General features: G+C 48.4%; 26 protein-coding genes and 2 tRNA genes. 20 read left to right on the top strand and 8 right to left on the bottom strand.

What is annotated here, in order from left to right:
* A complete protein-coding gene (mazG, locus tag AC3FZD_RS10225) occupies nt 1–816 on the bottom strand; it encodes a nucleoside triphosphate pyrophosphohydrolase (RefSeq protein WP_488740022.1) in 816 nt (271 codons plus the stop codon).
* A gap of 202 nt (nt 817–1,018) precedes the next feature.
* Nucleotides 1,019–1,621: a metal-binding protein gene (locus tag AC3FZD_RS10220; protein WP_488740021.1), complete on the bottom strand. Its 603-nt coding sequence runs from the start codon at nt 1,619–1,621 to the stop codon at nt 1,019–1,021.
* Between the two features lie 72 nt (nt 1,622–1,693).
* Here AC3FZD_RS10220 and AC3FZD_RS10215 point away from each other — a divergent pair.
* Nucleotides 1,694–1,766, top strand: a tRNA-Val gene (locus tag AC3FZD_RS10215).
* A 273-nt stretch (nt 1,767–2,039) separates the two neighbouring features.
* On the opposite strand, the gene AC3FZD_RS10210 is transcribed toward AC3FZD_RS10215, so the two are convergent.
* The 6 genes from AC3FZD_RS10210 to ndhN form a co-directional block, all read right to left on the bottom strand.
* Nucleotides 2,040–2,126: transfer RNA gene (locus AC3FZD_RS10210), tRNA-Ser, on the bottom strand.
* Between the two features lie 150 nt (nt 2,127–2,276).
* Complete coding sequence (locus AC3FZD_RS10205; RefSeq protein ID WP_488740313.1) at nt 2,277–4,079, bottom strand: R3H domain-containing nucleic acid-binding protein; 1,803 nt, start codon at nt 4,077–4,079, stop codon at nt 2,277–2,279.
* A gap of 104 nt (nt 4,080–4,183) precedes the next feature.
* Nucleotides 4,184–5,332 carry a circadian clock protein LdpA gene (gene ldpA, locus AC3FZD_RS10200; RefSeq protein ID WP_488740020.1) on the bottom strand — a complete coding sequence of 383 codons (1,149 nt, stop codon included), beginning with the start codon at nt 5,330–5,332 and terminating at the stop codon, nt 4,184–4,186.
* Nucleotides 5,333–5,504: 172 nt separating this feature from the next.
* Nucleotides 5,505–6,257, bottom strand: a complete 753-nt coding sequence (locus AC3FZD_RS10195) for a salt stress protein, Slr1339 family (protein ID WP_488740019.1) — start codon at nt 6,255–6,257, stop codon at nt 5,505–5,507.
* 52 nt (nt 6,258–6,309) lie between these two features.
* Nucleotides 6,310–6,933, bottom strand: a complete 624-nt coding sequence (locus AC3FZD_RS10190) for a VWA domain-containing protein (protein ID WP_488740018.1) — start codon at nt 6,931–6,933, stop codon at nt 6,310–6,312.
* A gap of 40 nt (nt 6,934–6,973) precedes the next feature.
* Nucleotides 6,974–7,450, bottom strand: a complete 477-nt coding sequence (gene ndhN / locus AC3FZD_RS10185; protein ID WP_488740017.1) for an NAD(P)H-quinone oxidoreductase subunit N — start codon at nt 7,448–7,450, stop codon at nt 6,974–6,976.
* A gap of 470 nt (nt 7,451–7,920) precedes the next feature.
* On the opposite strand from ndhN, the gene rplC reads away from it, so the two are divergent.
* The 19 genes from rplC to secY all read left to right on the top strand — a co-directional run bounded on the left by rplC (nt 7,921) and on the right by secY (nt 18,206).
* Complete coding sequence (gene rplC, locus AC3FZD_RS10180) at nt 7,921–8,571, top strand: 50S ribosomal protein L3 (protein ID WP_488740016.1); 651 nt, start codon at nt 7,921–7,923, stop codon at nt 8,569–8,571.
* 67 nt (nt 8,572–8,638) lie between these two features.
* Nucleotides 8,639–9,274 (top strand): 50S ribosomal protein L4, encoded by a 636-nt coding sequence (rplD, locus tag AC3FZD_RS10175; protein WP_488740015.1) that lies wholly within the window; start codon nt 8,639–8,641, stop codon nt 9,272–9,274.
* On the top strand, nt 9,261–9,575 hold the full coding sequence (locus AC3FZD_RS10170; RefSeq protein WP_488740014.1) for a 50S ribosomal protein L23: 315 nt from the start codon (nt 9,261–9,263) through the stop codon (nt 9,573–9,575). The genes rplD and AC3FZD_RS10170 overlap by 14 nt, the downstream gene beginning before the upstream one ends.
* A 13-nt stretch (nt 9,576–9,588) precedes the next feature.
* Nucleotides 9,589–10,452, top strand: a complete 864-nt coding sequence (rplB, locus tag AC3FZD_RS10165; protein WP_488740013.1) for a 50S ribosomal protein L2 — start codon at nt 9,589–9,591, stop codon at nt 10,450–10,452.
* 73 nt (nt 10,453–10,525) lie between these two features.
* Nucleotides 10,526–10,804 carry a 30S ribosomal protein S19 gene (gene rpsS / locus AC3FZD_RS10160; protein ID WP_283755985.1) on the top strand — a complete coding sequence of 93 codons (279 nt, stop codon included), beginning with the start codon at nt 10,526–10,528 and terminating at the stop codon, nt 10,802–10,804.
* Nucleotides 10,805–10,865: 61 nt separating this feature from the next.
* Nucleotides 10,866–11,228: a 50S ribosomal protein L22 gene (rplV, locus tag AC3FZD_RS10155; protein WP_488740012.1), complete on the top strand. Its 363-nt coding sequence runs from the start codon at nt 10,866–10,868 to the stop codon at nt 11,226–11,228.
* Nucleotides 11,229–11,261: 33 nt separating this feature from the next.
* On the top strand, nt 11,262–11,993 hold the full coding sequence (rpsC, locus tag AC3FZD_RS10150) for a 30S ribosomal protein S3 (RefSeq protein WP_488740011.1): 732 nt from the start codon (nt 11,262–11,264) through the stop codon (nt 11,991–11,993).
* Between the two features lie 38 nt (nt 11,994–12,031).
* A complete protein-coding gene (gene rplP / locus AC3FZD_RS10145; protein WP_283755982.1) occupies nt 12,032–12,448 on the top strand; it encodes a 50S ribosomal protein L16 in 417 nt (138 codons plus the stop codon).
* Between the two features lie 5 nt (nt 12,449–12,453).
* Nucleotides 12,454–12,693: a 50S ribosomal protein L29 gene (rpmC, locus tag AC3FZD_RS10140; protein WP_488740010.1), complete on the top strand. Its 240-nt coding sequence runs from the start codon at nt 12,454–12,456 to the stop codon at nt 12,691–12,693.
* 12 nt (nt 12,694–12,705) lie between these two features.
* Complete coding sequence (rpsQ, locus tag AC3FZD_RS10135) at nt 12,706–12,948, top strand: 30S ribosomal protein S17 (protein WP_488740009.1); 243 nt, start codon at nt 12,706–12,708, stop codon at nt 12,946–12,948.
* A gap of 51 nt (nt 12,949–12,999) precedes the next feature.
* Nucleotides 13,000–13,365: a 50S ribosomal protein L14 gene (rplN, locus tag AC3FZD_RS10130; RefSeq protein WP_488740008.1), complete on the top strand. Its 366-nt coding sequence runs from the start codon at nt 13,000–13,002 to the stop codon at nt 13,363–13,365.
* Nucleotides 13,365–13,712: a 50S ribosomal protein L24 gene (rplX, locus tag AC3FZD_RS10125; RefSeq protein WP_488740007.1), complete on the top strand. Its 348-nt coding sequence runs from the start codon at nt 13,365–13,367 to the stop codon at nt 13,710–13,712. Before rplN ends, rplX begins: the two co-directional genes overlap by 1 nt.
* A gap of 17 nt (nt 13,713–13,729) precedes the next feature.
* Entirely contained in the window at nt 13,730–14,275 is a 546-nt protein-coding gene (gene rplE, locus AC3FZD_RS10120; RefSeq protein WP_488740006.1) for a 50S ribosomal protein L5, read from the top strand.
* Between the two features lie 25 nt (nt 14,276–14,300).
* Entirely contained in the window at nt 14,301–14,702 is a 402-nt protein-coding gene (rpsH, locus tag AC3FZD_RS10115) for a 30S ribosomal protein S8 (RefSeq protein WP_488740005.1), read from the top strand.
* 74 nt (nt 14,703–14,776) lie between these two features.
* The gene (rplF, locus tag AC3FZD_RS10110) at nt 14,777–15,340 is read left to right on the top strand and encodes a 50S ribosomal protein L6 (protein WP_488740004.1); all 564 of its coding nucleotides are present in this window, start codon (nt 14,777–14,779) and stop codon (nt 15,338–15,340) included.
* A 2-nt stretch (nt 15,341–15,342) separates the two neighbouring features.
* Nucleotides 15,343–15,708, top strand: coding sequence for a 50S ribosomal protein L18 (rplR, locus tag AC3FZD_RS10105; protein WP_488740003.1), 366 nt, complete (start codon nt 15,343–15,345; stop codon nt 15,706–15,708).
* A gap of 18 nt (nt 15,709–15,726) precedes the next feature.
* Complete coding sequence (rpsE, locus tag AC3FZD_RS10100) at nt 15,727–16,266, top strand: 30S ribosomal protein S5 (RefSeq protein ID WP_488740002.1); 540 nt, start codon at nt 15,727–15,729, stop codon at nt 16,264–16,266.
* Between the two features lie 54 nt (nt 16,267–16,320).
* Nucleotides 16,321–16,767 (top strand): 50S ribosomal protein L15, encoded by a 447-nt coding sequence (rplO, locus tag AC3FZD_RS10095; RefSeq protein ID WP_488740001.1) that lies wholly within the window; start codon nt 16,321–16,323, stop codon nt 16,765–16,767.
* A gap of 131 nt (nt 16,768–16,898) precedes the next feature.
* Nucleotides 16,899–18,206: a preprotein translocase subunit SecY gene (gene secY, locus AC3FZD_RS10090; RefSeq protein ID WP_488740000.1), complete on the top strand. Its 1,308-nt coding sequence runs from the start codon at nt 16,899–16,901 to the stop codon at nt 18,204–18,206.
* The last annotated feature ends 4 nt before the right edge of the window (nt 18,207–18,210 follow it).

Raw genomic sequence — 18,210 nt, 5'->3', positions numbered from 1 at the left:
TTAGCCAGTAGTTTTGAGTTGATCCTTGGCTTTTTGCCAAAGTTGATCGAGTTCTTCTAAGGTATATTCCGATAGGGGGCGATCGCTCATTCGATCGACAATTTTTAAGCGGTTCAGGAACTTGCGATGGGTATCATGCAAAGCTTCCGACGGATCTAACTTGAGCCAGCGAGCCACATTAATCAGGGTAAATAAAACATCTCCGAGTTCCCCTTGTTGAGCGGCTTTATCTTCATATTCGACAGCCTGTTTAAACTCTGCCAACTCTTCCTCAAATTTGCCCCATACCCCTTCCATATCATCCCATTCAAAGCCAGCCTCCGCCGCTTTTTCAGAGATTTTCATGCCAGCCGTGAGGGGGGGCAAAGTAGCCGCGTATCGCTCCAATTTACTCAAAAGGTTGGGCGCTTCACCTTTTTCTGCTGCTTTGATCTCTTCCCAGTTTTGTTTGACTTCTTCTACGCTTTCCACATTCACATCGGCAAAGACATGGGGATGGCGACGGATCAGTTTCTCACTAATACCATCAGCAACTTCTTTGAGGCTAAAATCTCCATTTTCTTGGGCAATTTGGGCTTGCAAAACCACTTGCATAAGTAAATCCCCCAATTCTTCGGCGATCGCCTTTTGATCCCCTCCACGAATAGCATCTACCGTTTCATAGGCTTCTTCAATGATATGGGGAATCAGGGATGGGGGCGTTTGTGCCAAGTCCCAAGGACAACCCCCAGAGGGCGATCTCAACTGGGCAATCACTTCAATCAGCCGTTGCATGGCTTCTAAGCTAGAGGCGATCGAGGGTTCAGAATGACTCATATTTAGGGAATAGGAATAGGGAATAGGGAATAGCCACTCCTAACTACCATAAACGATAAACGGGGTAAGTCTTTTATTCAGATAGGGACTCTAATTAAAAATCCAGAGAGCAAGATGCTCCCACTCCAGTAATATCAAACAATTGGAGGAGTGCAGGCAAGAAGTCTGCTTTTCTTTTCCCATTAACCGGATTTGATATGACTTACTTACTCCTCTTTCTTCTCGTGGGTTTGCCAGCAGTCCCACGACGACGAGGGGCAGGTTTACGGGGGGAGTGTTTTTGCCATAGGGCTGACCAGCCATATTTTTGATACCGTTTGTAAGTAGAACCGATATGATCCCCTAAGATATGGCTAATGGAACCTAATTCTAGCCCCACAAATAGGGCTAATCCAGACCAGCGATGCTCTTTGAGCGTAGTCCCAAGCCATTGCCCCAACTCAGTCCAACCCCAAGCTACCACAGAAAATTGAATGGCGATCGCTGCTACGATCGATCCTAACACCGCGATCCATAAGAGCAAATAGATCGCCCGAACAACTGTACCAATAATCAAGCCATGGGAGAGAAACGAGCGATGATGCAAGCTCTTTTGATAGGGTATCCACAGCCAGCGAAACCATCCCCAACGCTGAAAGGGACGAGATCGCAAATCTAGATCCGGACTGAGCATCAAACCCCCAAACAGAAATCCCCCCGCGATCAACAGGGTTAACTCACTGCTGCGAGTAATCCCTAAAGCCCCTCCAGTGACTAGGGGGAGTGTCCAAAGGGTAATGCGATCGTGGGTAGCGCCAGAGGGCATAAAAATTAATTGAAAAAAAAGCTTGCGTTATCTCATTCAGTTTGCTACAATGATATCTTGTGAGTCAAATGGGGGCGGTTAGCTCAGTTGGTAGAGCGCCTGCCTTACAAGCAGGATGTCACTGGTTCGAGTCCAGTACCGCCCATTCAATAGAGTTCAAGAGCTATAAGGCATCTCGCCAATAGCATCCGATCAGATGCCTTGCGCTCGTACAGATTTCACACAAACACGATAGCACCCCTGAAAATGAGGGTCAAGGAATAGGTTGGGGCCATCAGAGTAGCCCTTGAGTGTCCCTTCCCAATCTGTGGTGGGGTTTCATTTATTCAACCCTTATCCACCACGGTGCTAGACCCCGCTTGACTGGCAAAATGGATTAAATCTATTAAATCTTGAAACCCTTAGAGGTCAAGAGAAACGGAGAGAGAGGGATTCGAACCCTCGTTAGCGTTACCACTAAACAGCATTTCCAGTGCTGCGCCTTCAACCACTCGGCCATCTCTCCAGATGAAACTGATGGGAAGTAGGTTAATTACCTACCGATTTACTAACCTATCATAAGTTAGCTTATTCAGTCAAGTAGGGGCGAAAAATTTTTCACCCCTACTGGTGTACAAAGTTTTGAGCTATGACAGAGCAAAGCTGTTGATTAAGCTCAAGCCGGATAAATCCGCAGGCGGCGATTCGGTTCTTCACCGAAACTATCAGATTTGAGCCGATAATGCTCCACTAACTCATGCTGCATCTTGCGGACTTTTCCAGAGCGAGGTAGCAATTCAACGGGTTGTCCCTTGGGAATCACGATTTGCTCTACAGCCAAACGAGCCTCTTCAAGAGCTTCTAACTCATCTTCTGCACCGCTACGAGCAAATAAATTGAGATCCACCGCCTCATTCACATGGGAAGTATCAAGATCCAGCAGTCGTTGCAGGGTACGAATCATTTGGGGAACCGTGTTGGACTTGAGCGCATGTACCGGAAGATGGCGAGATCTGGCCATTTGCTTGAGTTTACCTTGGGTTTTCAGATGCGATCGCAGCGCCAACACTGCATCCGCACCATCAATATCCTTGGTGAGCAAAACGGGCAAATTTAGCGTGCGAATGACCTGCTCCAATTGATGGCGACTAATACCATAGGGATAGATATGCAAAGGCCAATCCTCTCCATTTGGCCCTGTCGGTCGTTCTGCTCCTCCAGCATGACTTAAGGAATCTTCCAACATTTGGTGAAAAGACTCTTGCTCTGGAATAACAGCCTGGGGAAAGGGAGCATACTTAGTGTCATTAGAAACCGGAAACATATGACCCTGACTGCGCCAACCCTTAACTCCCTGGGCCTTTGACCAACCCTGACCTTCTCCTGCTCCACTATTAGATAAAGGGATGGGAATAAGGGGATTAGACTTGCCATTATGCCCAGAGCGGCGACCCATGGGCCGTTGAATGGCTAACCCATTCTCAGTAGTTTCATGGGTAATCACAACCTCACCTTGCTCATTGACGGTACGCACTTGGGGAGTAGGTTGTCGCCCCCGCAAGAGTCCATCGATCATCTCATCCACCTGTTCATGGACAATCCACCGTTGACGCTCTTGCATTTCAATAGCAATCTCGAAAGTAGGCGGAGATTTACGCTCTAAAACGGTTTTTTGTGACCCCCGTCGCCGAGCTTCATCATCCCCTAGGGTAACCGCCTGAATGCCCCCGACTAAATCGGAAAGGGTGGGATTTTTAATCAAGTTTTCCAGTTGATTCCCGTGAGCGGTTCCCACTAACATCACGCCTCGTTCGGCAATCGTGCGAGCAGCTAAGGCCTCCAGTTCTGTCCCAATTTCATCAATCACAATCACTTCGGGCATATGGTTTTCCACAGCTTCAATCATCACTTGATGCTGAAGTTCGGGACGAGCGACTTGCATCCGCCGAGCGCGACCAATGGCAGGATGGGGGATATCACCATCCCCAGCAATTTCATTAGAAGTATCGATGATCACGACGCGCTTATGGAGTTCATCGGCCAATACCCTAGCAATTTCTCGCAAAGCGGTGGTTTTACCGACACCAGGACGACCGAGCATCAAAATCGATTGTCCGCGCTCGACTAAATCGCGAATCATGCCAATGGTTCCAAATACAGCTCGCCCTACCCGCAGGGTCAAGCCAATAATCTCTCCGGTACGGTTGCGAATGGCACTGATTCGATGTAAGGTTTGTTCGATTCCGGCCCGGTTGTCGCCACCAAAGTGACCCACTCGGTCTAAACAGCATTGAATATCTTCACGGGTTACAGGGGTATCGGTAATATATTCAGCCACTTGTTTGGGAAATCGAGCTTCTGGGAGACGACCCAAATCTAGGACAATTTCAATCAGTTGACCACAGTTTTCATGGCTTTCTAAAGGTTGGCGAATCGTTTCCGGTAAAATGTCGAGTAATTGTTTTAAGTCGTCGGCCATATCCTTCGAGGGTTGTTTAGAAATTTGAGCGTTTGATAATTCAGGGATCTGAGGCAGTTCAAAAGCGTTCATAATATGGAATTTGATAGGGGAATAGGATTGGCTTAGGGGGGCAGGGGTTTGAGTTGGGAGACGAGGGTATGGGCTAACTGGACTCCTGCCCAGAGAAGGTTAGGATGGTCTTCTAGATGGAGATAGGCCAATCCCTGGAAAATTTGATCCGTTGGCGTTTCGGATGGTTCCAAGGGTTCCAATATGGGAGAAAGGAGGACGCGAGCATAGCTACCATAGGCAACACCTATAATGGGGGATTTTGGATCGTTCCCTGGGTATGAGTTCGATCCAAGCTTTTGGGTCTCTTTTGTTCCCAAGAGTCCTAAGCTTCTGAGCTTGGGAACGGTATAGTCATTGGTTCCACCCGCCAGTTGTAAGGCTCCTGGAAAGCCTGACTCAATAACTTTTTGGGCAAGTTTGATGGTGCGATGGGTGCTTCCGGAGCTAATGTCACCACTCATGGGGCGACCATCGAGTTGCCAAATTACAGGACAGGACAGGGGTTGAACCAGTTCATGGAGAGACCATAGATAGTCGATGAGGCGATCGCCGTCTGGACAGCTAATGGCGATTAACCGCAGGGATGCTGCGTGGGGTTTAATAGCTTGCCAAAGACGTTTGAAGTCTGTATAATGGGAGGTCTGGGTATGAATTTCTAGCGCATCAATGCCTTGTTCAATGAGTTCAGGCACAAGGGTTTGAGGCGTGGAAATATAGGAGCGAGTCACAATCCGGTTGTAAGGACAAATGGGTACACACCGGCCACAACCATAGCAACGTTGGTCAATTACGCCGATTTCAGGATGAATGGCGAGTTGAATGGCCTGTGCAGGACAAACGGCTTCACAGGGACGAGGGCAGTCTGAAGGGCAAGAGGATGGGTCAAATTCAGCTTTGCGGAAATGGGGATCTTCTCCATCGTTAAGGCTGGCCATGATTAGGGGATCGTGGTCTTTTCCCGGTTGACCGAGTTGGCGTTGCCAGGTTTCGGTTTTGAGGCTACGAGCAACAGAAACAGCCTCTTGAGCCACGGCAATAACAGCAGGATCGGCTGCCACATCGATACAGTCGGCTCCGGCTAGGGTGTAAGCCAACGTCAGATTACGGATGGCAGGGATATGTTGGTAGCTGGCCCCGCAGATAAGCTTGAACCAGTGATGATCCCTGATTGAGTTTAGGGCAGGGTACAGTTGAGTCACCCTTTTAAGATAAGGCCTTGTGGCCAAAATGGGGAGGTTTACTCTCACAATAGAATCCAGTCTAGATCTCAATCGGTTGAAATTGAGATCTAGAGTTAATGTGCGATCATTTGTAGTATAACAGAAACACAATATAATACAAGTAAGGGGCAATTGCAGATCCCCCATCTGCCTACCGGGATGTATTTTCCAGAGCTTGTAAATAATCTAGGGCAGCTTCTAGGCGATCGCCATATCCTTGAGCAAAGCTGTCAAACCAGAACCCCTCATCTGAATAGGGATCGAGCCGTGCCAACCACTCTCTAGCACGGGGTTTGAGGGCTTCCCTCTGCTGGAGGCGAATTTTTTCCTCTCGTTCTGCGGCTTCTCGTTTTTGGCGTTCAATGGCACGATGTTGGATGTAGCGATCGCGCATATTATCTAAGAGATCGTCAGTCTGAGCAGCCGAAGCTTTTGCCGCTTCCCGTTGCGATCGCATTTGCATCGCCCTTAACCGTACCTGCTCTAAATCCGGTTCCGCATCACTCGACTGAGCAGAACTCCCTGGTTTTCGGGACTTGTAGCGTTGACGAATAGATTCTAAGTCTAAATCTGAATCTTGAGACTTAGCCACTGGAACATCCTTCTGTTTCTGATGGCGTTGACGAATAGCTTCTAAGTCCAACTCTGAATTTTGGGACTCAACCTTGGGGGGATCTTTTGGCTGTTCATAACGTTGCCGAATCTGTTCTAAATCGGATTCTGATTTCTGGGCATTCCCACCAGCCCTAAGTTCAGACTTCAGATCTGCCAGCAAATCATCCATAAATTCATCCTCTTGACTCTGCTGAGGGGAAAAATCGGCAGGGGGAGGTTGGCAATCTCCAGACTGTTTCTGCTGATGTTGAGCTTTCAACTCATTCAAGAAATCATCAATAGAACTCATGCTGTGCCTAACCTCCCCAATGCTCTAGGAATTTAAATGATTCCCGATCGCCCTAATCATAGATAGCATTCATCAACACATCCGTCAGCGTCATTGACTCCATTTCCTCCATGATCACAGTATCCACGATGTCGAATTTTGCACCGACTTCACCCATCCGGTCATCTAAAGCCTTGAGAAACTCTGTGACTTTGGGATCTTTACCCACTTGGATAAATGAAATCGCCAACTCTTCATCGCGATCGATTTTAGTCGATGCATCTCGAATTAAGGCGATCGCTCCTTTCTTTTCTTCTTCCCCATCAATACCATCCGTAATCACCAAAAACGTTTCCCCGTTTTCTTTCGCTTGACCGGCACTTTTGCGCTCAAAATAATTATTCAGAGCATGTTCAAGCACTTGATCGAACTTAGTGATTCCAGAAGGCGTATTTTCTTGGAAGATTTGCTCTACCTTACTAGCTGTGACATTATCATAGCGGCGGAAGTTAGCAGCAAACAAATATACCGTAATCCCATCTGGATCGAGTTTTTCACAGAATTGGGCTACCTTAAATGTAGATTCTTGGGCCGCTTGCCACCGACTTTTACCTTCAGGCTGATCTTGCAGCGACATACTATTACTTTTGTCGATAATCAGAGTATAGTCGCGGTTTCTGAGAATCTCTTCTGCCATCGATGCGATCTCCTTGATATAGGGTTATGAGTGGATGTTGTTAGGAACCAAAAAGGGCTTGTTTCAGGGAGAGCCAACGAACATCGCGATCGCCTCCTAATTCTACAATCACTTTCACCCTAGGCTCTAAACTGGGTAAGCTTGCTAGATAACCGAGTTCTTCTGACGATAGAATATGACCTTCGATAATCCACAACAGTAACCCTTTTGACTTGGGAGGCAGTTGAGCGAGTTGGGTTTGAATAATCGGTGGAATAAAATAGACATCACCCACAGCCGCTTTTTTACCACTGCTCTTTTTACCCAGATGGGCAGGGCGTACCCCATGCACTCCCATTAAATAAGCGGATAAATCGCCGAAGCCCCGTGCATCTAAGGAAAGGGCTGTATACCCGGCTGCTCGTACACGGCGGATATAGCGGCCTTCCTCTCCCCCTTCTAGGGGTACATACATGCCTAGTGCGCCTTCGCTCTCTAAGTCTCGAATGAGCTTCTTACCCGTGATAATTAGTGCCATACTCTCACCTGACCTGATTTAATCCTGGTTTATTTTAACGTGAGTTCGCCATTTTTCCTGTATTGCTCCTCCTGGGGGGCGATCGCCCCCCGCCCCAAAAAAATATCTCCTCCCTCTAGACAAACCCTGCCAGATGCCCTATATTGGTATATTGTCGCCAAAAACAAGGTTCCTCATTTCTAATGGGTTACCCTAGGGGAGACTCCAGTCTCCATACGGATACTGAGCCTTAACCCGCTTAAGTCCAGGCGCTATAAACGAGAACCGGTCATGCAAAACCCGGTTGTCTAAAGTCTTAAGGCTAACCCCCTTAATACGAATCTAAATAATTCAGCCAACTGCCTGAGTCTTGCTGTTGAAGTGAGACCGGTATTTGTCTGAGTAACAGTTAGGGAAAATTATAGATTCAGTCCTGTCCTCTGGGATAGGGTAAATCGTTGTCTGTAAAGAAAAAGGAGACTACCCAACCTGTGTCTGTAGGTATTCTCGGAACCAAACTCGGCATGACCCAAATCTTCGACATGGAAGAAGGAATTGCCATTCCGGTCACCGTCGTGCAAGCTGGGCCATGCACCGTAACCCAAATCAAAACCCCAGAAACCGATGGCTATAGCGCCCTCCAACTGGGCTATGATGCCGTACCGAAACGGCGGTTAAACCGCCCAGAAATCGGGCACTTAGAAAAATCGGGCGCTGTGGCAGGAGAAACAGGACTGCGGCATCTGCGAGAATATCGCAGCGATACCGTCAGTAGCTATGAACTCGGTCAAGAACTCAAAGCCGACTTTTTCACAGAAGGCCAGTTGGTCGATGTAGTCGGGAACAGTATCGGTCGTGGGTTCACCGGTTATCAAAAGCGTCATAACTTCCGTCGGGGGCCCATGTCCCACGGTTCAAAAAACCACCGCCTTCCTGGATCGACAGGAGCAGGAACCACCCCTGGAAGAGTTTATCCAGGAAAAAGAATGGCAGGACGCAAAGGTAATGCCCAAATCACCATTCGCAAACTAACCGTTGTGCGGGTAGATGCCGATCGCAACTTACTGCTGATAAAAGGTTCAGTCCCTGGCAAACCCGGAACGCTCCTGAGTATCGCTCCAGCTAATCAAGTAGGCGGCTGATCCATAAAGAAAGAGAGCGACTCTATCTATAAGGATCAAAGCAAGTAGAAAAGGAAAGATCGAAACTATGGTTAGTTGCGTAAGGAAAGACTGGCAAGGGTCAGAGATCGGCATGGCCGACCTTGAACTCAAGGTCGCCAAAGAAGAAACGGCCCCTCACATTGTCCACCGCGCCCTCGTGCGTCAACTCAATAATGCCCGCCAAGGAACCGCCTGTAGCAAAACCCGTGCCGAAGTCAGAGGGGGCGGACGCAAACCTTGGCGGCAAAAGGGAACCGGTCGCGCTAGAGCAGGTTCCATCCGTTCTCCCCTGTGGCGGGGAGGTGGGGTGATCTTCGGCCCCAAACCGAGAAGTTACGAAACCAAGATGAACCGCAAAGAGCGGCGCTTGGCCTTAACCACCGCCTTAATGGGGCGCACCAATGACTTGATCGTGATCGAAGAATTCGGCGATAACTTACCTCGGCCGAAAACCAAAGAACTGTTAGAGGCGATCGCCCGTTGGGGAGCCACAGCAGAAGACAAAGTGCTGCTCATTATCCCCGAACGCCATGAAAACCTATATTTATCTGCCCGTAATGTCCCCAGACTGCGCCTAATTCTCGCCGAACAACTCAACGTCTACGACATCCTCAATGCAGACAAAATCATAGCTACCGGTTCCGCTCTCGAAAAAATTCAGGAGGTCTATGGTGAGCAATAGAACCATTGAAGCCAACCGCGCCCTACCTGACCTGATTCGCCGTCCGATCGTCACCGAAAAAGGAACCCGACTCTTAGAAGACAACAAATACGTCTTTGAAGTGCTACCCCAGGCGACCAAACCCCAAATCAAAGCGGCGATCGAAAGCCTATTTGAGGTCAAAGTCACCCAAGTCAACACCTATCGCGCCCCGCGCAAAAAACGGCGTGTTGGTCGCTTCACGGGATACAAAACTCAATATAAAAGAGCCATAGTCACCCTATCCCCTGGCGACCAGATCACCTTGTTCCCAGAAGTGTAATTGATGAACCGTTATGGGCATTCGATCCTACAAACCCTATACCTCAAGTACCCGTCAGAAGAGCGTTTCCGATTTTGCGGAGATCACTAAAGATCGCCCAGAAAAATCCCTGATCCAGAAAAACCATCGGGTCAAAGGACGGAATAACCGAGGGGTGATCACCTGTCGCCATCGGGGAGGCGGTCATAAACGACTCTATCGTCTCGTAGATTTTCGTCGGAATAAATTTAACATTCCAGCTAAAGTCGCGGCGATCGAGTACGACCCCAACCGCAACGCTCGCCTAGCCCTGCTGTTTTACAGCGATGGTGAAAAACGCTATATCCTTCATCCCAAAGGATTAGCCGTAGGCACAACCATTATCTCCGGTGAAACCGTTCCCATCGAAGTGGGAAACTGTATGCCCTTGGGTAACATGCCCTTGGGAACCAGTGTTCACAACGTCGAACTCGTTCCTGGAAAAGGGGGACAAATTGTACGCGCAGCCGGAGCCACTGCCCAAGTGGTCGCCAAAGAAGGGGACTATGTGAGCCTGCGTTTACCCTCCACCGAAGTGCGGATGGTTCGTCGAGAATGTTACGCCACCATTGGCCAAGTGGGCAATGTGGAAGCCCGTAACATCAGCTTGGGTAAAGCCGGACGGACGCGCTGGAAAGGTCGCCGACCTGAAGTTCGAGGCAGCGTTATGAACCCCGTCGATCACCCCCATGGTGGTGGTGAAGGACGCGCTCCCATTGGTCGCAGCGGCCCGGTAACCCCCTGGGGTAAACCCGCCTTGGGTGCAAAAACACGCAAGAAACATAAAGCCAGCGATCGCCTGATCGTGCGCCGTCGTCGTCGGACTTCCAAACGCGGTCGCGGAGGTCGTCAAGCCTAATCAATTAAAAATTAAAAATTTTTGTTTTTAATCTTTTGATTGACCACCCTGATTACATAACCTTCAAAGTCTTATGGCTCGTTCGTTAAAAAAAGGCCCGTTTGTTGCCGACCATCTGTTAACTAAAGTTGAAAAACTCAATGATAAAGGCGAAAAACAAGTCATCAAAACTTGGTCGAGAGCCTCTACTATTGTCCCTCAGATGATTGGCCATACGATTGCTGTTCACAATGGCCGCCAGCATGTTCCCGTATTTGTAACGGAACAAATGGTCGGACATAAATTAGGAGAATTTGCCCCCACTCGAACCTATCGAGGCCATGCAAAGAGCGACAAAAAAGCTCGCCGATAATGAATATTCCTCCTAGGAATCATCGGTTTCCCCCTTATTGACTCAGGATGAAAGAAAAACGATGGCAATCGATACTTCTGTAGAAACTCGTGCGATCGCACGGTACATCCGCATGTCTCCCCATAAAGTCCGTCGAGTATTAGACCAAATTCGGGGAAAAACCTATCGGGATGCACTAATCATCCTTGAATTCATGCCCTACCGTGCCTGTCAACCCGTCTTAAAGGTGTTGCGCTCGGCTGTGGCGAATGCTGAACATAACCAAGGATTAGACCCTAGAAGCCTAGTGATTAGCACAGCCGTTGCTGACGCTGGCCCAGTTCTCAAACGCTTTCGCCCTCGGGCCCAAGGACGGGCTTATCAAATTCGTAAACCCACCTGTCATATTACAGTAGCTGTTGCCCCAGAAGCGGCAAACAGTTAGCTCAACCGTTGATCGATCGAGAGGATTAACTCTGTGGGACAAAAAATACACCCAACTGGGTTTCGGCTAGGAATCACTCAAGAACACCGTTCTCGGTGGTTCGCGGATGCCAAACACTACCCAGGAATCTTACAAGAAGACTTTAAGATTCGTAAATATGTAGAAAAACAACTCAATAATGCCGGGATTTCCACCGTCCGCATCGAGCGCAAAGCCGATCAAATTGACCTAGAAATCCATACCGCCCGGCCCGGTGTCGTCGTCGGTCGAGGGGGTCAAGGGATTGAGTCTCTACGGACTAGCTTGCAAAAAGAAATTGGCGATAGCAATCGTCAAATTCGCATTAACGTCGTGGAAGTGACTCGTGTAGATGCGGATGCGGGGCTGCTGGCGGAATATATCGCTCAACAGCTCGAACGTCGGGTATCCTTCCGCCGAGTCGTGCGCCAAGCCATCCAACGGGCCCAACGGGCAGGTATTCAAGGAATCAAAATCCAAGTCAGCGGCCGTCTCAATGGTGCAGAAATTGCCCGTACAGAATGGACAAGAGAAGGACGAGTTCCCCTGCATACCCTCCGGGCTGATATTGACTACGCTTACCGCACTGCTCAAACCATTTACGGAATCTTGGGTATTAAGGTTTGGGTCTTCAAAGGTGAAATTATTCCCGGACAAGAAGAAACTCCCCCACCTGGGCCAAACCCCAACCGTCGTCGAGGAAATCGTCGTCGGCCCCAGTTTGAAGACCGCTCCAACGAGAACTAATCGTTGTTGTTGACCCATTATTGAATTGAGTTCTGGTCATGTTAAGTCCAAGAAGAACAAAATTTCGCAAACAACACCGAGGTCGAATGCAAGGGTTGGCTTCCCGTGGGAATGTCATTAACTTTGGAGACTTTGCCCTCCAGGCCCTAGAACCTCATTGGATTACTGCCCGCCAAATTGAATCCGGCCGTCGAGCCATGACCCGGTATATCCGGCGGGGGGGGAAAATTTGGATTCGGATTTTCCCTGACAAACCGGTAACCATGCGCCCAGCCGAAACCCGGATGGGTTCCGGGAAAGGCAACCCAGAATATTGGGTAGCTGTGGTTAAACCCGGACGGATTATTTATGAGATTGCTGGTGTGCCAGAAGCTACCGCTCGTGAAGCCATGCGTCTGGCTTCCCATAAATTTCCGATCAAGACTAAATTTTTGGTGCGTGATTCCCAGGGTTAGAAAAGATGCCATTACCTAAAATTGACGAGGTAAGAAACCTTACCGATGAGGAACTGGGGGAGCAAATTGTAGCCGTTAAACGAGAATTGTTTCAGTTGCGGCTCAAGCAAGCGACCGGCCAGGGAAATATTAAACCTCATCAGTTCAAACACCTTAAACACCGCCAGTCCCAACTCTTGATGATTGAGAGGCAGAGACAACTGGCTCAAACTCAAGAGAGTCAGACAACTGTAGAGGACAAATAGGAGTCATCATCTATGGCCGTCAAAGAACGAGTGGGCACAGTTATTAGTGACAAAATGCAAAAGACCGTGGTCGTGGCGATTGAAAATCGCAGCGCTCACCCCAAATACGGTAAAACCGTGGTCAAGACTAAGCATTATAAAGCCCACGACGAAGACAACCAATGTAAAGAAGGCGATCGCGTCTTGATTAAAGAAACTCGCCCCCTGAGCAAAACCAAACGTTGGGTCGTCACTGAGATCCTTGAGTCTCGTTAGTCACCCAATATTTCAGAGCGTTGATTCCCTTTCTGATCCAGGAATAAACCTATGATTCAACAAGAATCCTATCTCAATGTAGCCGATAACAGTGGCGCTCGTAAGCTCATGTGTATTCGGGTTCTCGGTGGCAACCGGCGCTATGGTTCCATCGGCGATGAAATCATTGCCGTAGTCAAAGATGCTAACCCCAATATGGCAATCAAAAAATCCGATGTGGTTCGCGCTGTCATTGTGAGAACCAAAAAAGGATTACGCCGGGAAAGTGGCATGAGTATTCGCTTTGATGATAATGCTGCCGTCATTATTAACAAAGATGGCAATCCCAGGGGAACCCGTGTATTTGGCCCAGTTGCTCGTGAATTACGAGATAAGAATTACACGAAAATCGTATCCCTAGCACCGGAGGTTCTGTAATGGCTAAATCCAAACAGAAATCGCTTGCCTTGAACATGCATGTCAAAAAAGGCGATACCGTGCAAGTGATTGCGGGCAAGGATAAGGGCAAAGTTGGAGAAGTGTTGGCAGCGCTCCCGAAAATCAGTAAAGTCGTGGTTCAAAACGTGAATATTAGAACTAAGCACGTTAAACCAAGACAAGAAGGAGAATCGGGACAAATCAAGACCTTTGAAGCGCCCATCCATAGCTCAAATGTAATGCTCTATTCCACCAAAGAAAAAGTGGCTTCTCGTATCTCCTATACCTTCAATGAAGAAGGGAAGAAAGTGCGGATGCTAAAAAAAACTGGGGAAATCATTGATTAAGTTGGCAGGAAATCGCTATGGTACAACCCCTCAAAACCCGATATCAAGAAAAAATTGTTCCCAAACTGATGGAGCAATTTGGGTACACGAATATCCATCAAGTACCCAAAATTCAAAAAGTAACCGTTAACCGAGGACTCGGAGAAGCATCTCAAAATGCTAAATCTTTAGAGGCCTCCCTGAACGAACTGGCCCTAATTACGGGACAAAAACCTGTAGTGACTCGGGCCAAAAAAGCGATCGCCGGATTCAAGATTCGGCAAGGAATGCCCATTGGGGTAATGGTAACCCTACGCAGTGAGCGGATGTATGCCTTCCTAGACCGGTTGATGAACTTGGCTCTGCCCCGTATCCGTGACTTTCGTGGTGTCAGCCCCAAAAGTTTCGATGGGCGCGGAAACTATAACCTCGGTCTGCGGGAGCAACTGATTTTTCCCGAAATAGAATATGACAGAATTGATCAAATTCGAGGGATGGATGTTGCCATTACCACAACCGCTCAATCCGATGAAGAAGGACGCGCCCTACTGCGGGAAATGGGAATGCCTTTCCGGGAAAACTAAAGGAGTTTTATCGAGAGAGTAAACGATGGCCGTAAACGACACGATCGCGGATATGCTCACGCGCCTTCGCAATGCGAACTTAGCGCGGCATCAAACCACTCAAGTCCCATCCACTAAACTCACCCGGAGTATTGCCCAAGTCTTAAAAGATGAAGGTTTTATTTCCGAGTTTGAAATGGTGGGGGAAGGAGTCCAAGCCCAGCTCCGGATTGCCCTCAAATATAAAGGCAAAAACCGAAGCCCAATTATCAGCAAACTAGAACGAGTGAGTCGTCCAGGTTTGAGGGTTTATAAAAATCGCAAAGAACTCCCCCGTGTTTTAGGGGGCATTGGCATAGCGATTATTTCAACCTCCCATGGCATCATGACTGACCGTGAAGCCCGTCGCCAAGGCATTGGCGGAGAAGTGCTTTGCTATGTTTGGTAACTCGCTCATTGACCCTTGCCCCAGTGCAAGAATCAATGATTAGACCCATGAACAAGGACAACAAGTAAAAGATTATGTCTCGAATTGGTAAACGTCCTATTAATATTCCTGACAAAGTAACCGTTACCCTTGATGGTCAACAAGTCTCTGTCAAAGGGCCAAAAGGACAGCTAGATCGCATCTTGCCTCCAGAAGTCACGATTGAACAAGACAACAATACCTTAATGGTTAAGCGGCGTAATGACTCCCGCAGATGTCGGGCAGCCCATGGCTTATGCCGTACCCTAGTCTTCAATATGGTGGAAGGGGTATCAAAAGGATTTGAAAAACGCCTAGAATTGCAAGGTGTGGGCTATCGGGCCCAAGCCAAGGGCAAAGCCCTTACCTTAAATGTGGGCTACAGTAAACCGGTCGATTTTGACCCCCCAGACGGCATTGATTTTGCCATCATTGATAATACGGGTAAAGCAGTTAATCAAGGCACGTTTGTGATTGTTAGCGGCATCGATAAAGAAGCAGTGGGTAATACCGCCGCTAAAATTCGTGATGTCCGTCCTCCCGAAGTCTATAAGGGTAAAGGGATTCGCTATCAGGGCGAAATCGTCAGACGTAAAGCGGGTAAGTCAGGTAAGAAATAACCATGAAACGAACCAGACAAGAATTCAGGCAGCGTAGACACAATCGGATTCGCAAGTCAGTCACGGGCACTCCTGAGCGCCCCCGGTTAGCGGTATTTCGATCCAACAACCATATCTATGCTCAGGTGATTGATGATACCCAGCATCATACCCTGGCGGCGGCCTCTACCTTGGAGGCGGAAATTAAAGCCGCTTTGAATGCTGTGGGGAGAACTTGTGAGGCTTCTGCTCAAGTGGGTAAGGCGATTGCCGAGCGAGCCATCAATAAAGGAGTTTCCAAAGTGGTGTTCGACCGAGGTGGAAATTTGTACCATGGCCGCGTTAAAGCCTTAGCCGATGCGGCCCGTGAAGCTGGATTAGACTTTTAGGATAAACCCACAAAAACCATGGAAGAAAAAGACAAAAAAGGCAAATCTCGCAAAGCTAATCGCAATCGGGAAAAAGAAAGTGAATGGCAAGAACGGGTGGTACAAATCCGCCGGGTGACCAAAGTCGTCAAAGGGGGTAAAAAATTAAGCTTCCGGGCGATCGTTGTCGTCGGCAATGAACGCGGTCAAGTCGGAGTCGGAGTCGGTAAAGCCAGTGATGTCATCGGAGCCGTGAAAAAAGGGGTCGCGGATGCCAAAAAACACTTGATTACGGTTCCCCTAACCCAATCTAACTCCCTGCCCCATCCGTCCACGGGAGAAGCCACGGGTGCTAGAGTCATGATGCGTCCAGCCGCTCCTGGTACTGGAGTAATTGCTGGGGGATCAGTGCGTACCGTGCTAGAACTAGCCGGTGTTCAGAATGCTCTAGCGAAACAACTCGGCTCCAATAACCCCCTGAATAATGCTAGGGCAGCCATTGATGCCCTCTCCGGCCTCCGTACCTTTGCCGAGGTTGCCCAAGAACGGGGAATTGAGATCGAAAAGCTCTATATCTAGTTCCCAACCAGGAACTCACCAGAGAGTAAACCGGTAAGCGCAAGGATAAACACCATGAGATTAGAAGATGTTGCCCCTCAAAAAGGTTCCCGCAAACGCCGCCGTCGTGTCGGTCGGGGAATCTCGGCCGGCCAGGGAGCCAGTTGTGGATTTGGAATGCGGGGACAAAAGTCCCGTTCAGGTCGGGGGACTCGCCCTGGATTTGAAGGGGGACAAATGCCCCTGTATCGCCGTGTCCCCAAACTGAAGCACTTTACAGTTATTAACAAACAACAGTACACTACGATTAATATTCGTCAACTGGATTCCCTCCCAGCTAATACTGAAGTGACTTTAGAATCATTGATGGACGCAGGCATTGTGACCACCAATGATGGCCCCTTGAAAATCTTGGGAGACGGAGACATTAGTGTGCCGCTGCAAGTCAAAGCAGCTCGCTTTACCGCTAATGCTCGGACTAAACTCGAAAGCGCTGGAGGGAGTTGCCAGGTTTTAGAATAAGGGCGATCTCCTAAAACTTTGCATTCCAACTGGCGATCCCAAAGCGATGCGGATCATTATCCCGTCAGCAATGCAGAGGATTTCGCCACAACTCACCCACCTATTTACCGTCGTCATCGAGGTATCCCTTAATGACCGTTAGTCGAGACAAAACCCCAAGCGCTCAAGAAACCTTTATCCAGATGGCTCAAGCAGCCGGCCTCAGAGGTCGGTTGCTCGTCACTCTGGGCTTATTAATTTTGGCTAGATTAGGCGTTTACATCCCCGTAATTGGGATTGACCGAGATCAATTTAGCCGCAATATTGAAGGGAGTCCAATCATTGGATTTTTAGACCTGTTTTCTGGGGGAGGGATTTCCCAATTGGGTGTTTTTGCCCTCGGTATCCTCCCCTTTATTAATGCATCCATCATTATCCAACTCCTGACTGCTGCTCTGCCCACCCTAGAAGACTTACAGAAAAATGAGGGCGAAGCAGGACGGCGTAAACTCTCCCAAATTACCCGCTATGTTGCCCTAGGATGGTGCATCCTTCAGAGCGTGGGCATTGGGTTATGGTTAAATAATGCTCCTGGAGTGGCCTTAAATCCAGGGCCCATGTTTATTATCCAAACCGTTTTAGCCTTGAGCGCTGGCTCTATGTTGGTAATGTGGTTTGGAGAAGTGATTACAGAACGAGGCATCGGCAACGGTGCGTCGTTACTGATTTTTGTCAATATTGTTTCTACTTTACCTACCTCCATCGGACAAACCATTGAATTGGCTTCTAGTGGAGATAGTAGTATCGTGGGACGCACGATTATTTTGGTGATGGTCTTTCTGGTGATGATTGTTGGTATTGTGTTTGTTCAGGAAGGAACACGCCGAATCCCAATTATCTCCGCTCGTCGCCAAGTGGGTAGAAAGTTGTATTTAGAAAAAAGTAGTTATCTCCCCTTGCGCTTAAATCAAGGTGGAGTCATGCCGATTATTTTTGCTTCAGCCGTCCTGATTTTACCAGTTACCCTAGCTGAGTTAACTGGAATTGCCTGGCTGCGGAATGGGATTCAATATTTCAGTCCAGGAGGAACGTTATATGTTCCCTTCTACTTGACGATGATTCTGTTTTTCAGCTATTTCTACGCTTCCTTGATTATGAATCCAGTGGATGTTGCTCAGAATCTGAAAAAAATGGGTTCGAGTATTCCTGGAATTCGTCCCGGAAAAGCAACGAGTGAGTATATTGAACGGGTTCTGAATCGGTTGACGTTCTTAGGGGCTGTGTTTTTAGGCATTGTGGCTATTGTGCCCACAGTGGTTGAAGGATTGACCCGTGTCCCGACGTTTCAAGGATTAGGAGCTACCTCTTTACTGATTTTAGTTGGGGTGGCGATCGACACTGCGAAGCAAATTCAAACCTATGTTATTTCTCAACGTTATGAAGGGATGGTGAAACAGTAGTGTC

The sequence above is a fragment of the Roseofilum sp. KMC-1 genome, from assembly GCF_057802075.1.
This window is presented reverse-complemented; position numbering and strand designations above follow the sequence as displayed.